The following is a 17,437-nucleotide window of genomic DNA, read 5'->3' on the forward strand; positions in this document are numbered from 1 at the left end:
CCGGCGACGGGTGGCGATATTCCGCCAGCCATCCGGTCTTATTTTTTTTTGGTCCCAGATTAGTCAAAATTTGCAACCCTTGAAGGCCAGGCGAAGGAAAAGTCGTCGGCAGTCAGTGTCAGATTGGGCGAGTAGCACGGATCGTTCATCAGCAGATGCCCCCAGCGCTGTCTGACCAACTCGGATTCCTGGTTAAAGCGGCTGATTTTTTCGGGTGTGTCTTCGGCGCCGCGAGTTGCCGATTCGTGATGATAAAGCTCGGCGTAGGGCGTCCACACATTGCGGTAGCCCGCCTGCCTCACGCGTAGGCAAAAATCGATGTCGTTGTAGGCGACGTGTAATTGTTCGTCGAGGCCGCCGACCTCCTGGTAGATCGACTGGCGGATCAGCAGGCACGCGGCGGTCACGGCGCTCATCGTGTTGCGCAGGCGCGCGCGCGCGAAATAGCCCGGGTTCGAATTGGGGAAATGCTTGTGCGCGTGGCTCGCAATGCCGCCGACGCCGAGCACGACGCCGCCGTGCTGGATCGTGTCGTCCGGATACAGCAGCTTCGCGCCGACCGCGCCGACGTTCGGCTGCAGCGCGAGCGCCACCATTTCCTCCAGCCAGTCGCCGTTGATCACTTCGATGTCGTTGTTCATCAGGCAGACGAAGTCCGCCGTGCTCGCGAGCGCGACGCGATTGTTCAGCGCCGAGTAGTTGAACGGCGAATCGTCGCGCACGATGCCGATGCGCCCGTCTTCCCGCAGGCGCGCGAACAGGTCGTGCGTTTCCTGCTTGACCGAGCCGTTGTCGATGATCGTGATGCGGAAGTTCGGGTAGCTCGATTTGCGCCGCACCGATTCCACGCATTGCTCGACGAGCCCTGCGGAATCGCGCGTCGGAATGATGATCTCGACCGACGGCAGCGTGTCCGGCAGGTCGTAGGCGACCTTGTTGAACGCGTCGGTGCCCGGCGCGTGCTCGGTGTGCGCCTTGATGCCGTTGCGCGCGAGGTGTTCGTCGAGCGCGCGCATCGCCGCGATGTGCGCATACGGCTTGGCTTCGTGGCCGGCCGCCGTGCTTTCGGGAATCATGCGCCAGTGATAGAGCGCGCGCGGCACGTGGTGCACGCTGTGATGACCGGCGCGGTCGATCACGCGCAACGCGAGGTCGTAGTCCTGCGAGCCCTCGAAGCCGGTGCGAAAGCCGCCGACTTCCTTCATGACCGACGTGCGGTACACGCCGAAGTGCGAAATCATGTTCTGGCTCAGAAACAGATCGTAGTTGAAGTCGCACTTGAAGTACGGGTCCGAGCGCACGCCGTCGATCGAGATCTTGTCTTCGTCGCTATAGATCACCGCCGCGTCGGGATGCGCGTTGACGACCTCGGCGATGCAGTAGAGCGCGAGCGGATGCAGTTCGTCGTCGTGATCGAGCAGGCCGACGAATTCGCCTACCGCCAGTTCGAGCGCCGTATTGCTCGAGGTGCTGATATGGCCGTTCGTCGCGCGGTACGCGACCTTGATGCGCGGGTCTTGCGCGACGTAGCTGTCCAGCACCTGCTTCACTTCGGGGTTCGTCGAGCAGTCGTCCGCGATACAGAACTCCCAGTTCTCGTAGACCTGGTCGATGACCGAATCGATCGCCTTGCGCAGCCACTTCGCCGGCGTGTTGTAGGTCGGCATGACGATGCTGATGAGCGGTTGCCGCGCCCACGTTTTCGAGCGCGCGCGCAACTCCGGGTAGAGCGAGGCGGGCGGCTCGTGCCGCTCGATCCACTCCTGATACGTATGGCCGACGCTCGGCGGCGGCGCCGGCTGCGCGCCGCCGCCCCACGCGGCCATCCGGCGCGCGCGTTCGAGCAGTTCGGCCGGGCAGTCGCCGTCCGCCACGGGTTCGAGCCTGAAGTTTTTCAGCGAGAACAGTCCCGAGCGCGCGATCGGGTCGAGCCGCAGCGGGCCGGCGAGCGGCGGGAACGCCACGACCTGGTCGACCTTGCCGTCGGCGCCGACCGCGAGGCTGATCGTCGTATGTTCCGACATGCCCGCGCCCGCGTCGAAATAGATCAGGCACGGCGAGGCCGGCATGTCTTCTTTAACGAGTTCGAACGAGATGCGCGCGGCGCGCCCCGACAGTTCTTCCCAGCCCGTCAGTTCGAACTGCGGATCGCCATTGGTCGCCTTCCATGCGAACCCGGGATTCGGGGAGGTCTCGACGTTATTCAGAGGACGAAGTTCGAAATTATTCATTTTGTCAGCAGGGAATCATAGAGAGCTTTCAGGGGCGACAGCACGGCCTGCCAGGTCAGATCGCGCACCGTGCCGCCCGGGCGAGGCGCGCCGCCGCGCGGTTGCGCGAGCGCCGCGCGCAGCGCCGCCGCGATGCTGTCGACGTCGGACGGATCGAGATAGGCGACGTGCTGCGCGAAGTATTCCTCGGTCGAGCCGACTTTCGTCACAGCAATGCGCGCGCCCGCCGCATGCGCTTCGAGCGCGGCCAGCCCCGGCGTTTCGAGCGTGCTCGGCAGCACGAACGCTTCGCAGGCCGCGTAGGCCGAGCGCAGCACCGGCGAATCGTGCGCGAGCGTGCCCGCGTAGACGAGCTGGGCGCCGCCTTCGGCGAAGCACGCCCGCGCATATTCGGGGTCGCGCTGATGGCCGATCAGCACGAGCTTCAGTTCGGGGAACGATTTCATCGCGCGGATCAGCGCGAGCTGGTTCTTGCGCGGCTCGATGTTGCCGACGTTGAGAACGAAGCGGCCGTCGATGCCGGTTTCGCGGCGGAACAGTTCGGGCGCGACCGGCTCGTAAAAGCTCTGCTCGACGCCGTTGAGCACGCTGACGAATTTCTCGCGCGGCAGATCGAAGATGCGGGCGAGCGTGTCGCACTCGATTTCCGAGTTGGCGACCACGCGGTCCGCGAGAAGAAACTGCTGATGGATTTCGCCGATCGGATAGAGATGCTTCGTTTCTGCCGTCACCCAGAGGCTCGACGACACGACGAGCGGCAAGCCGATCTGTTTGACGAAGTTGCAGAAGTGCACCGAGCCGCCGACGCACGAGAAGAAATGCACGACGTCGTGCTCGAGAAAACGCGGATTCCACGGATCGAACAGCGTGACGTCCACGCCGTGCGCGGGCAGATGCTTGCGATACGCCAGCAACTGGATCTCTCCGCCGCCTGGGGTATGGAAAGCCATCGGGTAAGTGGCGAACAGCACTTTCATAGGTGGCGCTCTTTTGGCTCAAACAGGTTCTTGTCTTCAGACGCGCGCGTGGTGCCGCGCATGTCCTGGGTTGCGGCCGCCCCGCGCGGGTGGCCTCATGCCGGCGCTCGCTCCGGCGTGCGGGCGGTTGTCCGCTCACGCGGCCCGGCGGCGGGCCTGCTTGTGCTGTTGTCGAGCACGTTGGATCGATACCACGAATTCCACATGCGCGAATATGTTTGAGTTGTTACGAAGTGTACGAACGGGGCGCCAGCGGGTACACGTCCGTTTTATCATCACGGCCCGAAGCGTCGGCCTCGCGTCGGATGCTACCGGTAGCGCGGCCATTCTAGCGCCTCGTGCCCGCGCGCCGGAGCCGTGGCGGGCGTGGCCCGCATACCGCATACAATACGTTCCCAACCCGACTTCCGAGAAAGCCCCGTCGATGCCAGATTGTATCGTGTCTGATCCGCGTTTCCTGCCGCATGCGGCAGGGGCGAGCCTTGATGGCGCGCACTCGCGCGCGCGGTGCGGGCCGGATGCGAGCGGAGCTCGCCGATGAGCCTGCTCGTTCTCGTGACCGGTGCCAACGGCTTTGTCGGCAAGGCGGTGTCGCGCGCGCTGCTGCGGCGCGGCGACCGGGTCGTCGGCGCGGTGCGCCGCGCGCAGACGGCGGCCGTCGGTGTCGACGAATGGCTGCTCGATACGCACGACTTCGAGGGCATCGAGCAGCGCTGGCCGGTCGCTCTGCATTGCGATGCGGTGGTCCATCTCGCCGCGCGCGTGCATGTGATGAACGAGACCGTGGTCGATCCGCTCGCGGCCTATCGTGCGACCAACGTCGAAGGCTCGCTGCGCGTCGCGGCCGCGGCGCGGCGCGCGGGCGCGCGGCGCTTCGTGTTCGTGAGCAGCGTCAAGGCGATCGGGGAAGCCAGCCCGGGCCGGCCGCTTGGCGAAACGGACGAGGCCGCGCCATCCGACCCGTACGGCATCTCGAAACTGGAAGCCGAGCGCGCGCTCGTCGACTATGGCCGCGCCTCGGGTCTCGAGATCGTGATCGTGCGGCCGCCGCTCGTCTACGGACCGGGCGTGCGCGCGAACTTCCTGCAACTGATGAACGCGCTCGCCAAAGGCATTCCGCTGCCGCTCGGCGCGATCACCGCGCGCCGCAGCCTCGTGTTCGTCGACAACCTCGCGGACGCGCTCGTGCACTGCGTGACCGATCCGCGCGCGGCCGGCGAGACCTTCCACGTGACCGACGGGCGCGACCTCAGCGTGCCGGAACTCGCGCGCGCGCTCGCGACGCCGCTGCATGCGCCCGCGCGGCTCGTGCCGGTGCCGGCGGGCGTGCTGCGCCTCGCGGGCCGCATGACCGGACGCTCGGCGCAGATCGACCGGCTGATCGGCGAATTGCGCCTCGACAGCTCGCATATCCGCGAGCGTCTGAACTGGTATCCGCCGCATACGGTCGAGCATGGGCTGCTCGAGACCGCCGCGTGGTATCGCTCCACGCACTGAGCGCGCCTCGCATTCGCACCGAGCCCGCGCCGAACTCATTCACTATCGATGCCGACCGCTTCGCACTTCGTTTCTGCTCTCGTCCCGCTGCTGCCCTGGGGCCTCGCCGCGTTCGGCGCCTGCGCCGCGATCCTCTGGGCGCTGCTGCGCACCGGCTTCGCGTGGCGGCTTGCCACCGACATCCCCAACGACCGCTCGCTGCACACGCGGCCGACGCCGCGCGTCGGCGGCTGGGGCATCGTGCCGGTGGCGGTGTTGCTGATCGCCGTCGCGGCTCCGGCGCTATGGCTGCCCGCGCTGGTCGCCGCACTGCTCGCCGCGCTCTCGCAGATCGACGATCGCCGCGGCCTGCCCGCGCGCGTGCGTTTCGGCGGCCATGCGGCGGCGGTGGCGGTGCTGGTCGCGCTCTATCCGGCCGACGTGCCGTGGTGGGCGCTCGCGGGCATGGCGGTGCTGCTCGTGTGGCTCGTCAATCTGTACAACTTCATGGACGGCTCCGACGGCCTCGCGGGCGGCATGGCGCTGTTCGGCTTCGGCGGCTATGCGGTGGCGGCGTCGCTGGCGGCGCATCCGGACGCCGCGCTCGCGGCGGCGAGCGTGATCGTGGCGGGCGCGGCGCTGGGCTTTCTGCTGTTCAACTTCCACCCGGCGCGCATCTTTCTCGGCGATGCCGGTTCGATCCCGCTCGGCTTTCTGGCCGGCGCATTCGGCTACTGGGGCTGGCGCGAGGGCGCGTGGCCTGTGTGGTTTCCGGCGCTGTGCTTCGCGCCGTTTATCGGCGATGCCTCGGTCACGCTCCTTAAGCGTTTGCTGCGTGGCGAAAAATTTTGGCAGGCGCACCGCGAACACTACTATCAAAGACTGGTGCAGTCGGGTTTAGGCCACGCGTCGACCGCCTGGATTTGGTATTTGTTTATGGCGGCGGGCATAATGCTTGCTGTTTGGACGCTACAGTTCGATCTGCTGCATCAATGGCTGGTTGTCGTCGCATGGGCTGCCGTGCTCGTCGTCGCGGGGCTGTGGATTGATTGCCGCTGGCGGCGCCATGTGTCCGGTTCCGGGCAAATCTGAGGTTCTGCGCAATGAAAACATTCAAAGCCCGATGGCTTTCGTTCAGTGCGTTTGCGTTCGACCTGTGCGCGGTGGCCATGGCCTGGCTGCTCGCTTATGTGATCCGCTTCAACGGTCCGGTGCCCGCGCCGTTCTGGTCGAGCGGGCTGCATGCGCTCGTGTGGGTACTGCTGATCTACGCGGTGATGTTTCGCAGCTACGGGCTCTATCGCGGCATGTGGGTGTTCGCGAGCCTGCCCGATCTCGTGCGGATCGCCAAGGCGATCGGCGTCGGCGCGCTCGTCGTGATGATCGGCTCGGCGCTGCTGCAGCCGGTGCCGATCGTGCCGCGCTCGGTGCTGGTCGTCTCGCCGATGCTGCTGTTCCTGACGATGGGCGGCTCGCGCGCGCTCTATCGCGCGGCCAAGGAGTTCTACCGCTACGGCGGCCTCGTCGGCCAGGGCAAGCCGGTGCTCGTGCTCGGCGCCGGCAATGCCGGCGCGAACCTCGTGCGCGAGCTGAAGCGCTCGGGCGAATGGCGCCTCGTCGGCCTGCTCGACGACGATCCGGTCAAGCAGGGCCGTGAAATCTACGGCTACCGCGTGCTCGGCACGATGAGCGATCTGCAGAAAATCAGCGCCGACCTGAAGGTCGAGCACGTCATCATCGCGGTGCCGTCGGCCTCGGTGGAAGCGCACCGGCGCATCGCGACGCTGTGCGTGCGCGCCGGCGTGCGGGCCATGACGCTGCCCGCGCTGACCTCGCTCACGCAAGGCCAGGCCTTCCTCTCGCGGGTGCGCCAGATCGATCTCGAAGACCTGCTCGGCCGCGATCCGGTGATGATCGACACCGAGCACGTCGAAGCGCTGCTGAAGAACCGCGTCGTCATGGTGACGGGCGCGGGCGGCTCGATCGGCTCGGAACTGTGCCGGCAGATCCTGCGTTTCGGCCCGGTGCAGCTGGTCGCGTTCGACATCTCCGAGTTCTCGATCTATCGCCTGAACGAGGAGCTGCGCGACAAGTATCCGGAAGTCTCGGTGGTGCCGCTCATCGGCGACGTGAAGGACTCGCTGCTGCTCGACCAGGTGATGGGGCGCTACTGCCCGCACATCGTGTTCCATGCGGCCGCCTACAAACACGTGCCGCTGATGGAAGAGGTCAACACCTGGCAGGCCGTGCGCAACAACGTGCTCGGCACGTATCGCGTGGCGCGCGCGGCGATCCGCCACGACGTCGCGCATTTCGTGCTGATTTCGACCGACAAGGCCGTCAACCCGACCAATGTGATGGGCGCGAGCAAGCGGCTCGCCGAGATGGCGTGCTCGGCGCTGCAGCACCAGGGCGCGCGGCGCACGCAATTCGAAACCGTGCGCTTCGGCAACGTGCTCGGCAGCGCCGGCAGCGTGATTCCGAAGTTCCAGGAGCAGATCGCGCGCGGCGGGCCGGTCACGGTCACACATCCGGAGATCACGCGTTTCTTCATGACGATTCCCGAGGCGTCGCAACTCGTGCTGCAGGCATCGAGCATGGGGCGCGGCGGCGAAATCTTTATTCTCGACATGGGCAAGCCGGTGCGTATCGCCGATCTCGCGCACGATCTGATCCGCCTGTACGGCTTTACCGAGGAGCAGATTCGCGTCGTGTTCACGGGCCTGCGGCCCGGCGAAAAGCTCTACGAGGAACTGCTCGCGGACGACGAAACGACCACGCGCACGCCGCATCCGAAGCTGCGCATCGCGCAGGCGCGCGAGGTGCCGGACAGCCTGATCGACAATCTGCTGCCGTGGCTCATGCAGCACCGCGTGCCGTCCGACGACGAGGTGCGGCGCGATCTGCGCCGCTGGGTGCCCGAGTATCAGCCGGCGACGGCGGCGACGCTGCGCAGCGTGGCGCCGGCGACGCGGGTGTCGTAGCGCGGGCGCGGGCATCGGCATTTCGCCGGTGGTTTGTTTCGCGCCGGATAAAGCCGGTCGTTCGCGCCGAATCGGCGAAGCCGGAATCAGCGAAGCCCGCAGAATCGAAGCCAGAAGAAAAGGCGCCCTCGGGCGCCTTTGTCGTTTCCGCTTTCCGCTCAGTGCTTCGTCTTCCTCACCACCATCCACCTTGGCGACTTGAAACGCACGATGCTCACATAAAGCCACACATACGTCGCCGCGAACACCACGACGAAGCAGAACAGATGCAGCGTGTGCCGCCAGAACAGCGTCGCCGGCACGACCGCGATCAGGCACAGCAGCCACAGGTACGGCGAGGTCAGCGAGTTGCGCCGGGTCAGCTCGCGCGCGGTGCGCGCGCCGACGGCCCAGCGCATCAGGCGCTTGTAGACCAGCATGTGCAGATGCACGCCGTCGGGGATGCCCGGCGACATGCCGCGAATGAACTTCTTGCGGTAGATCGAGAAGCAGGTCTCGAAGATCGGGTACATGAAGAGCAGCACCGGATACCACGCGGACACGTCGCGATTGCGCATCACGAGCAGGATCGACAGTTCGGCGAGCATGAAGCCGATGAAGTAGGCGCCGCCGTCGCCGAGAAAGATCAGCCCCGCCGGGAAGTTCCAGATGAAGAAGCCGAGCACCGCGCCCATCATCATGAACGAGGCCGACAGCACGACCGGATCGGACACCTGGAACGCGACGTAGGCGAGCGAGGCGAACATCATGAACGCGACCATCGAGGCGAGGCCGTTGAAGCCGTCGATGATGTTGATCGCGTTGGCGAGCGCGGCGACCGCGAGTACCGTGACCGCGAACGAGATCGCCACGTACGAGAGCAGGAAGTCGAGTGGCGGCACGCTGATGCGCGTGACCGCGATGTCGAGCAGCAGGAACGCGAGCGCGGCGGCCGCCATCGTGCAGACGAGACGCGCGAGCGGCGAGACGCGCTTGGTCAGGTCCTCGACGAGGCCCGAGCCGAACGCGGGCATGCCGCAGGCGATCAGGCCGAGGATGCCGCCCGAGACGGCCGGATACGCGTGATGCAATTGCACGGCCGAGACGATCAGCCCGATCAGGATGCCGGTCCCGCCGATGCGCGGCACCGGGCGCGCATGGAATTTCTGCACGCCGGCGAGATCGCTATCGGTCGAGAATTTTTCATGCAGATGCGCATAGCGCACGATCAACAGCGTGATCAGCAGAGAAACGAGAAAGCCGAGCGCAAAACTGAGCATGAAAGTGGGCCTGAGCGAAGACGCGGAATTATACAAACGAAACCACGGCCGACCCGCGTGCGACGCGGCCGCGAAGCTTTCAGCGGTGGCGCGAAAAAATCCCGGATAGTGAGGGGAAAACGCCCGAAAACGGGCCGCTGAGCCTCGTCAGTGCTCGCTTCTCATGGATTCCCCTAATGCGCCGCACGCGCCGCGCGACCGTAAACCTTGGATGCGGCGAAGTGTAAGTCGCGCGCAACAACCGGTGGCCGGCTGGCGTTCGACGCTCCTCGACCGGTCGCGCGGCGGCGCGTGCGCTGGCCAACCTGGCTCGCCGCGATGAAGCAAGACGTTCCGGAGATTCCATGCTAAACAACATCACCATTCGTGGCGGCCTGACGCTCGTCATTAGCGTATTCGTCGCTTTTCTGCTGACGGTGATCGCCGTCGGCTACGGCGCGCTCAAGCTCGCCAACAACAGCCTCGACGACACCCAGCGCAGCGAGATCGCGCTCTCGCATCTGAAGGCGAGCTCGGAAAAGCTTCTGCAGGTGCAGCTCGCATTGGGCACCTATCAGACGCTCTTTAGCGTCGGCAAGCAGACCGACGATCTGCTGCCCGCCGCGCACACGCTGCTGGTCGAGTCGAACAACGACTTCCGCAACTACATGGCGGGACCGTTCGCGAGCGACGCCGAGCGCAAGCTCGCGCAAAGCGTCGGCGAGACGCGCGCCGCGCTCGTCGACAAGGCGATCGAACCCGAGTTCAAGGCGCTCACCGACTTCGACTTCAACACGTTCCGCAACATTCAGGGCGATACCGCGAACAGCTACTACACGACCTACTCGAAGGCGATCGACGCGCTCGAAAACGCGCAGGTCGGCAATCAGCATCGGCAGGCCGCGACCGGCACGCAGCGTTTCCGGCTGGCGACGGCGCTGTTCGTCGCGATCGGCGCGCTCGCGCTGGTGATCGCCGTGGGCGCGCGCATCGCGCTGTCGGCGGCGCTGATCAAGCCGGTCAACGTGACGGTCAAGCACTTCGAGCGTATCGCGGCCGGCGATCTGAGCAGCACGATCAAGGTGCGTTCGCGCAACGAGATGGGCCAGTTGCTCGGCGCGTTGACGCGGATGCGCGACGGCCTCGTCGACACCGTCGCGAAGGTGCGCGGCAGCACGAGCGCGATCACCCAGGGCGCGAACGAGATCGCCTCGGGCAACGCGGACCTGTCCGCGCGCACCGAGCAGCAGGCGGCTGCATTGCAGCAGACCGCGGCGAGCATGGAGCAGCTTTCTGCAACCGTGAAGCAGAACGCCGACAACGCGAGGCAGGCGAACCGTCTCGCGCACGGCGCGCTCGATACGGTGACGCGCGGCGGCAAGGTGGTGTCGCGCGTGACGGAGACGATGGACGGCATCAGCGCATCGTCGCGCAAGGTCACGGAGATCATCGGCATGATCGAGGGCATCGCGTTCCAGACCAATATCCTCGCGCTGAATGCGGCCGTGGAAGCCGCGCGCGCGGGCGAGCAGGGGCGCGGTTTCGCGGTGGTGGCCTCCGAGGTGCGCAGTCTCGCGCAGCGCTCGGGCGCTGCGGCCAAGGAGATCAAGGATCTGATCGGCGAATCGGCGGCCAAGGTCGGCGAGGGCGCGACGCTGGTATCGGATGCGCAGAAGACGATTCATGAGGCGATGAGCGCGGTCGAGCGCGTGACCGGCGTGATGAACGAGATCGAAGCGTCGGCGCTCGAACAGAGCGATGGCATCGAGCAGGTCAACAAGGCGGTCTCGCAGATCGACGAAGTCACGCAGCACAACGCGGCGCTCGTCGAGCAGGCGGCGGCCGCGGCGAAGTCGCTGGAAGAGCAGGCGATCATCCTGAAGGACGCGATCGCGGTGTTCCGCCTCGAGGCAGACGAAGCGACGAGCCATGACGCGATGGTCTAGCCGGCCCTGGCTCTGAGCGCGGGGCGGCAAAGCGGTCAAATATCCGACGATTCCACGGGACTGTTCTCGCCGGGTTCAGGCAGACCCGAGCGTGGGTTCAAGCGAGTTCAAGCGCGGGCTCCGCGAGACAGTCACTGCTTTGCCGCGCCATTTTTCTTTATTGCCGGGACTGGATGTTCGCAGTGTATAGCGCACCTATCGCGCACCTATAGCGCGGCCACGGTCCCGTTTGCATTAATTGCCTGAGCGGCATTAAGCCAATCGGCTTCCCGCCCGCCACTGTCGGCTTTTCCCGAATGCATGCCGATTATGTTCGGTAATGCCGCATCGATTTCTTCTCCATAGCCGCATCGAAATACATGCCGATTTAATTCGCGGCGGTAATTCATATTGTGTTGTACAGCGCACGGATCGCGCGGAGATCGAACCTTAATCTAGCTGCTAACGGAAGCGCGGGCGCGAGCGGTCGGGAGCGACCCGACGCATGCATCAGGCTTGTCGTCATTCGACCCGGATTTCGCGGGGACCGGGTGAAACGCAGAACCCATCTCTTCTGCCTGAGGCTGACCGATCGGTGCGGGCGCATGCCAGATTCGAGCATGCATTCGCGACCCATCTTCCAGCCGCCGCAGTGGAGATAACGACAATAACGTCAGTCCGTCAAGACGAACACGATGCTCGAAGTCCGGACAGACGGGGCGGCGGGCGTTGAGAGAGCGGTCATGATAGCGGGCTTCTGGCTGCTCGGGCATGTCTTCCTATCGTTGGTTTCAGCCGTTGATAATAGGAAACAACTATGAACATCCGATATCCCGTCTACGCTCCGTACCTCAATGGTCGGGAGAAGGCGCTGGTGATGGACTGTCTCGACTCGACGTGGATTTCGTCGAAGGGCAAATACGTCGGGCAGTTCGAGGAGACATTTGGCGCGTGGCTCGGTGCGCGGCACGCGATTACCGTCAGCAATGGCACCGTCGCGCTGCATGTTGCGCTGGCCGCCTTGGGTATCGGTCCGGGCGACGAGGTCCTGGTTCCGACCTTGACCTACATCGCGTCGGCGAATGCGGTGAAGTACACCGGTGCGGACGTGGTGTTCGTCGACAGCGAGCGCGCGTACTGGCAGATCGACATCGAAGATGCCGAGCGCAAGATCACCAGCCGCACCAGGGCGATCATGGTGGTGCATCTCTATGGCCAGACGACCGACATGGATGCGGTCATGGCGCTCGCGAAAAAGCACTCGCTGTATGTGATCGAAGATTGCGCCGAAGCCATCGGCACGCGGTTCGACGGCAGGCACGTGGGCACCATCGGCGACATCGGCAGCTTCAGCTTTTTCGGCAACAAGACGATTACGACCGGCGAAGGCGGCATGGTGGTGACCAATAACGCCGAACTCGACCGGAAGATCCGCCATCTGCGCGGCCAGGGCGTGAGCAGCGAGCGCGAGTACTGGCACGACGCGATCGGCTTCAACTATCGGATGACGAATCTGGCTGCGGCGATCGGCTGCGCACAGATGGAATCCATCGACGACCTGATCGCGAAGAAGCGGCAAATCGCCGAATGGTATCGGCAGGGCCTTGCCGGCTTGCCGTTGCAGGTGCATGGCGTCCATCCGCGTACGCTGCACAGCTACTGGATGGTCTCCATCCTCCTCGACGACGCCGGCGACCGCGACCCGTTGCGCGATGCGCTTCGGGCCGACGGTATCGAAACCCGGCCGGTCTTCTATCCGGTCCATCAAATGCCGATGTATGCGGCGCCGGGCCAGCATTTCCCGATTGCCGACGAGATCGGGAGCCGCGGCATCAACTTGCCGAGCTATCCGGCGCTGATGCGCGACGACATCACGTTCATCTGCGAGCGCGTGCGTGACTTCCTCGTCAGGCAGGACTCGAAATTGGAGATTTCGATGGAAACAAAAGTCTGAAAACCCGCTCGCGGGCGACGGTTCCGGTTGCGGCTCGGGTTATGACATTCACGTATCGAGGCAGCCAGGCCGCACGCCCGCGCGGATTCCGTATCGATCAGGCCATCGAAGTGGCGGTGCCACGAGTTCGATGTCATTCGTTTTACTAATGCATTTGATTGCGGTCTGGTTTCGAAGAAGTGGCTTCAAATCAGTATTGGACAGACAGATAAGCGGGTTGCGAGGCGGCGCATGCGAATCGATTGCCAAGCATTCCTTATCTATTGGCCGATTGCTGACTGAATGGCGCTGTCTTTTTGTAACTGGTTCACATGGCCGCTCTATTGCCGAGAAAGGACAAATCATGGCGCACTTTATCGCCCGCTCCCGTGCACCCCTGCGGCTTGGACTGGCGGGAGGCGGAACCGACGTCTCCCCTTACTCCGACCGGTTCGGCGGACTGACGCTCAACGTAACCATCGACCGGTTTGCCTACGCGTCGATCGTGCCGCGCGACGACGCGCGCATCGAGCTGACCGCCGCGGATACGCAGGTGCGCTGGATCGGAGAAATCTCTCCCGAACTGCCGCCCATCAAGGGCCTCGGTTTGCATGTCGGCGTGTACAACCGGATCGTCAAGCAATTCAATGGCGGGCATCCGCTGGCCGTATCGATCACTACGCATTCCGAAGCGCCCCCGGGGTCCGGCTTGGGTTCGTCGTCGACCGTGGTGGTGGCGCTCGTGGAGGCGTTCTGCGAGCTGCTTTCGCTGCCGCTCGGCGAATACGACGTCGCGAAACTCGCTCACGACATCGAGCGGGTCGATCTGGCGCTCGCGGGCGGCAAGCAGGACCAGTATGCGGCGACCTTCGGCGGCCTGAACTTCATGGAGTTTTACGGCGACAAGGTCATCGTGAATCCGCTGCGCATCAAGCAGGATACGAAGGCCGAACTGGAAGCGTCGCTCGTGCTGTTTTACACCGGCGTATCGCGCGAATCGGCCAATATCATCAAGGAGCAGAGCAACAACGTCACCGAAAATCTGACCGATCCGCTGGCCGCGCTTCACGAAGTCAAGGCGGAAGCGACACGGATGAAGGAGGCGGTGTTGCGCGCCGACTTCGCCGGCATCGCCGCCTCGATGAGCGACTCGTGGGAGGCGAAAAAGCGCATGGCCAAAGGCATTTCCAATCCGTCGATCGACGAGTTGTGGCGCGTCGCCACCAATGCGGGCGCCAAAGCCGGCAAGGTTTCGGGCGCGGGCGGCGGCGGCTTCATGATGTTCATCGTCGACCCGATCGATCGTCCGGCCGTGACGCGTGCGCTGGCCAGCCGCGAGGGTCAGGTCATGTCCTGCACGTTCACCGAAAGCGGTGCCCAATCCTGGAGAGTATCGTGAGCATTTCCGTCACCAACGAGATCGAAAAGACCGTCGCGGTTCTGAGCGCGCTTGCCAACAGTCCGCAGGTGATCGGGAACGTCGAAGCGCTCGCGCAGCAGGTCACGAAAGCGCTGCGCGCCGGCAACAAGGTCTTGCTCGCCGGCAACGGCGGCAGCGCGGCCGACGCGCAGCATATTGCCGGCGAATTCGTCAGCCGATTCAATTTCGACCGGCCGGGATTGGCGGCGTTCGCGCTGACCGTCGATACTTCCGTGATGACGGCGATCGGCAACGACTACGGCTACGAGAAGCTGTTTGCGCGGCAGATCGAAGCGGTGGCCCGCCCCGGCGACATCTTCTGGGCGTACTCGACCTCCGGCCGCTCGCCGAACATTCTGCATGCGCTCGATGTCGCGAAGGAGCGCGGCATGTTCCGCGTCGGCTTCACGGGCAGCCATCCCGAGGGCGTGGCCATGATGCGCGCCCGCACCGAGCTGTGCATCGAGATTCCGTCGACGTCCACGCCGAAGATCCAGGAAGGCCATCTGGTGTGCGGCCATATCGTGTGCGGCATCGTCGAAGAGAATATCTTCGCGTCATGAGCACGATGCTGCCGTGCATGATTCTGGCGGGCGGCTTGGGTACGCGATTGCGGCCGGTGCTCGGCGAAGGCCTGCCTAAAGCGATGGCCAGCGTGGACGGCCAGCCGTTTCTCGCGTGGCTGCTGCGCTGGCTCGAGCAGCAGCGGGTGACCGACGTCGTGCTGTCGCTCGGTTATGGGTGCGGCGAGATCACCGGCTGGCTCGCGCGGCAGTCGCTGGGATTGTCCGTGACGGTCATCGAAGAGGACAAGCCGCTCGGCACGGGCGGCGCGATCATGCATGCGCTGCGCCGCTGCGGCGCACCCCGGATGATCGTGCTGAACGGCGACACGATCACGGACCTGGACCTGTCCGGCTTCGCGGAATTTTTCAACGCGGCGGGTGCCGATCTCGCCATTGCCGCGACCCGCGTGTCCGATGCGTCGCGATATGGCGCGCTCGAATTCGACGCCGGCTCGAAGCGCCTGATCGCATTCGAAGAAAAGCGGCCCGTGCAGGCGCCGGGGTTCATCAATGCCGGCGTGTACGCGGTCGATGCCGCGCGCCTGCTCGGTTTCGAGCTGCCCGAACGGTTTTCATTCGAAGACGATTTCCTGCGCCGCCAGATCGACGCGCTCGACATCCGGGTCTTTCCCGAGATCACCGAGTTCATCGATATCGGCATTCCGTCGGACTATGCGCGAGCCCAGCGCGTGGTGCCGCTGATGTGCGAACAATCCGCCCATGACTCGTAAAGCGCTGTTTCTCGATCGGGACGGCGTCGTCAATATCGACGTCGGCTATCTGCACAAGCCGGACGAATGCGTGTTCCTCGCAGACATCTTCGAACTCGTGAGGATGGCGAATCACGCGGGCTATGTCGTGGTGCTCGTGACGAATCAGGCGGGCATCGGGCGCGGCTATTACTCAGTCGATCAGTTTCAGGCGTTCACCGACTGGATGCTCGGCGAATTCCAGAGCAGAGGAGCGCGCATCGACCGGGTCTATTACTGCCCGCACCATCCGGAGTTCGGCATCGGCGAGTACCGGCAGGCCTGCGCGTGCCGCAAGCCGCAACCCGGCATGTTCGACCAGGCGCGCGCGGACTTCGATCTGGACATGGCCGGATCGCTGATGATCGGCGATAAACCGTCGGATTTGCAGGCCGCGTCGCGCGCCGGCGTCGCGCATCGTTTCCTGCTGGCGCCGGCGGGCGAGTACGAGCACGAACTGACCGCATCGCTTTGCTCGCGCATCGACAGCTTGTCCGAACTGTTCGACCGGTTCGGGCAGACGCGCTCAAGCGAGCCGCGGCGTCGGCCGGACGTCATTGCGGACGTTGTTGCGGACGTCACTCCGCCCGCCCGGGCGTGATCGGCGCGGAGACGACATTCTTGAAGAAAGGCTTGCCGACCGCTTTCAGATAGAGCGTGCCGGAAGTGCCCGCGGGCAGCGCGATCGTGGACGTTGCCGCTGCGTACCGGTTGATCAGACGAAAGCCGCCGTCCGCCAGCGCCTGATAAAGCTCGAGATGATCGACGGTCGCGGCATGGGTCAGTTCGACGGCGAGCGTAGTGCCGGAAAGATGTGTCTGCAGCGTGACGCAGTTGTCGATCCCGGGCTCCAGCGCCGTGCCTTCCTCGTAGTCGTTCCAGGTGATCAGCTGAAGAAACGGCAACTGGTTCGTCGCGCTGTACTCCTCGTTGACGAGAGCGAAGGTTTCGAGCCAGGTATCGCCACAGGCTTGCGGCATGTAATGCTTTTCGTTGGGCTTCGCCCATGCGGCCAGCAGATCGTCGAAGCCCTTGAAAACGCCGCCGGTTGCGATCTTCGCGGGCTCCGTGCGCGCATATCGATAGAACTCCTTCAGTTGCGATAGATCCGCGCTGCCGGTTTTCCGCGACGCGAGGCCAGGGGCGACCCACACGAAGGCGCCCGCGCTGTCGTCCCGGTCGAAACCCTGCTTGTGGATGTGAACCCAGGCTATCTCGGGATGCGCGGCGTGAATACGCGACCAGTCGACTTTGCCGGCCCAGTCGAGGCCGAATTCGTAGACCACCGGATGGCCGTCATACCTTAGATATTGTCGGGAGGAAAAGTAGGCGCGGGACAAATAATCAAGCTGGGAAAGGACGGTCTGAGTTACGTCGCAGCCCTTGCAATGATTGAAGTTGTAAGTCCCGGCGTCGACCATGATCGAGAACGACATGTCGGGGAATTTTTCCAGTTCCGGCATCGACTTGCGCCACGCGACGTCGATCGGTTCGGGTTGGCCGTTTGCATCGTGCTGACCGTACCAGTCGACGATCACGCCATCGACGCCGCGCGCGTGCATGTCCTTGAAGGTGCGCAACGCCTGCGCCGGATCGTCCGAGCGATAGCCGACCGCGACACCGCGCGATTCGGGGTTGAACCACCACGGCAAATAGTGCGCAAGCACCTTGGTCGTGTGCCCCGGATAAAGCAGCGTATGAATATTGACGTCGGAAACCGAGGTCGAGCCGCCGAGATTGCCGTTGCGCGTCGCCTCGAAAGTACGGCTCGCCGACGTATTAGGCGGGGCCAGATTCGGCGGCGGCTCTTCGCAATGTGCTGTGAGGGCTACCGCACTGAAACAGAGGGTTAACGCGGGCAGTATCCGTTTAACTGTTCTCATAACCGATCGCGTGGACACGAAGTCTGTATTGATGAGTTATCCGCTGACGTTGGCA

Annotated in this window: 13 protein-coding genes; 9 read left to right on the forward strand and 4 right to left on the reverse strand. The window is 64.4% G+C overall.

Features of this window, described 5'->3' with window-relative positions; all coding sequences use genetic code 11:
* Positions 1 to 59 precede the first annotated feature (59 nt).
* Positions 60 to 2,231 (reverse strand): glycosyltransferase family 2 protein, encoded by a 2,172-nt coding sequence (locus G3N58_RS00375; RefSeq protein WP_205998217.1) that lies wholly within the window; start codon positions 2,229 to 2,231, stop codon positions 60 to 62.
* Positions 2,228 to 3,208, reverse strand: coding sequence for a glycosyltransferase (locus tag G3N58_RS00380; RefSeq protein ID WP_205998218.1), 981 nt, complete (start codon positions 3,206 to 3,208; stop codon positions 2,228 to 2,230). The genes G3N58_RS00375 and G3N58_RS00380 overlap by 4 nt, the downstream gene beginning before the upstream one ends.
* A 537-nt stretch (positions 3,209 to 3,745) precedes the next feature.
* Between G3N58_RS00380 and G3N58_RS00385 the strand changes: the two genes are divergently transcribed.
* Genes G3N58_RS00385 through G3N58_RS00395 form a run of 3 tightly spaced genes read left to right on the forward strand, consistent with a single transcriptional unit; the run spans position 3,746 to position 7,668 of the window.
* On the forward strand, positions 3,746 to 4,705 hold the full coding sequence (locus G3N58_RS00385; protein ID WP_167036371.1) for an NAD-dependent epimerase/dehydratase family protein: 960 nt from the start codon (positions 3,746 to 3,748) through the stop codon (positions 4,703 to 4,705).
* Between the two features lie 48 nt (positions 4,706 to 4,753).
* Complete coding sequence (locus G3N58_RS00390; protein ID WP_205998219.1) at positions 4,754 to 5,776, forward strand: glycosyltransferase family 4 protein; 1,023 nt, start codon at positions 4,754 to 4,756, stop codon at positions 5,774 to 5,776.
* 11 nt (positions 5,777 to 5,787) lie between these two features.
* Complete coding sequence (locus tag G3N58_RS00395; RefSeq protein ID WP_167036376.1) at positions 5,788 to 7,668, forward strand: nucleoside-diphosphate sugar epimerase/dehydratase; 1,881 nt, start codon at positions 5,788 to 5,790, stop codon at positions 7,666 to 7,668.
* 158 nt (positions 7,669 to 7,826) lie between these two features.
* Here G3N58_RS00395 and G3N58_RS00400 read toward each other — a convergent pair whose 3' ends face one another.
* Positions 7,827 to 8,927 carry a glycosyltransferase gene (locus tag G3N58_RS00400; RefSeq protein WP_205998220.1) on the reverse strand — a complete coding sequence of 367 codons (1,101 nt, stop codon included), beginning with the start codon at positions 8,925 to 8,927 and terminating at the stop codon, positions 7,827 to 7,829.
* A gap of 344 nt (positions 8,928 to 9,271) precedes the next feature.
* Here G3N58_RS00400 and G3N58_RS00405 point away from each other — a divergent pair, with 344 nt between their 5' ends.
* The 6 genes from G3N58_RS00405 to gmhB all read left to right on the forward strand — a co-directional run bounded on the left by G3N58_RS00405 (position 9,272) and on the right by gmhB (position 16,100).
* Positions 9,272 to 10,852: a methyl-accepting chemotaxis protein gene (locus G3N58_RS00405; protein ID WP_167282118.1), complete on the forward strand. Its 1,581-nt coding sequence runs from the start codon at positions 9,272 to 9,274 to the stop codon at positions 10,850 to 10,852.
* A gap of 796 nt (positions 10,853 to 11,648) precedes the next feature.
* Positions 11,649 to 12,785 carry a DegT/DnrJ/EryC1/StrS family aminotransferase gene (locus G3N58_RS00410; RefSeq protein ID WP_205192457.1) on the forward strand — a complete coding sequence of 379 codons (1,137 nt, stop codon included), beginning with the start codon at positions 11,649 to 11,651 and terminating at the stop codon, positions 12,783 to 12,785.
* On the forward strand, positions 12,727 to 14,163 hold the full coding sequence (locus G3N58_RS00415; protein ID WP_346778223.1) for a dehydrogenase: 1,437 nt from the start codon (positions 12,727 to 12,729) through the stop codon (positions 14,161 to 14,163). The genes G3N58_RS00410 and G3N58_RS00415 overlap by 59 nt, the downstream gene beginning before the upstream one ends.
* Positions 14,160 to 14,747, forward strand: coding sequence for an SIS domain-containing protein (locus G3N58_RS00420; protein WP_205998221.1), 588 nt, complete (start codon positions 14,160 to 14,162; stop codon positions 14,745 to 14,747). Before G3N58_RS00415 ends, G3N58_RS00420 begins: the two co-directional genes overlap by 4 nt.
* Positions 14,744 to 15,481: a nucleotidyltransferase family protein gene (locus tag G3N58_RS00425; RefSeq protein ID WP_167036388.1), complete on the forward strand. Its 738-nt coding sequence runs from the start codon at positions 14,744 to 14,746 to the stop codon at positions 15,479 to 15,481. Before G3N58_RS00420 ends, G3N58_RS00425 begins: the two co-directional genes overlap by 4 nt.
* Positions 15,471 to 16,100, forward strand: coding sequence for a D-glycero-beta-D-manno-heptose 1,7-bisphosphate 7-phosphatase (gmhB, locus tag G3N58_RS00430; RefSeq protein ID WP_205998222.1), 630 nt, complete (start codon positions 15,471 to 15,473; stop codon positions 16,098 to 16,100). Before G3N58_RS00425 ends, gmhB begins: the two co-directional genes overlap by 11 nt.
* Here the strand turns inward: gmhB and G3N58_RS00435 are convergent.
* Positions 16,078 to 17,382, reverse strand: a complete 1,305-nt coding sequence (locus tag G3N58_RS00435) for a hypothetical protein (RefSeq protein WP_205998223.1) — start codon at positions 17,380 to 17,382, stop codon at positions 16,078 to 16,080. The genes gmhB and G3N58_RS00435 overlap by 23 nt on opposite strands.
* Between the last annotated feature and the right edge of the window lie 55 nt (positions 17,383 to 17,437).

Origin of the sequence: Paraburkholderia sp. Ac-20342, assembly GCF_017104985.1 — a bacterium.
GTDB lineage: Bacteria > Pseudomonadota > Gammaproteobacteria > Burkholderiales > Burkholderiaceae > Paraburkholderia.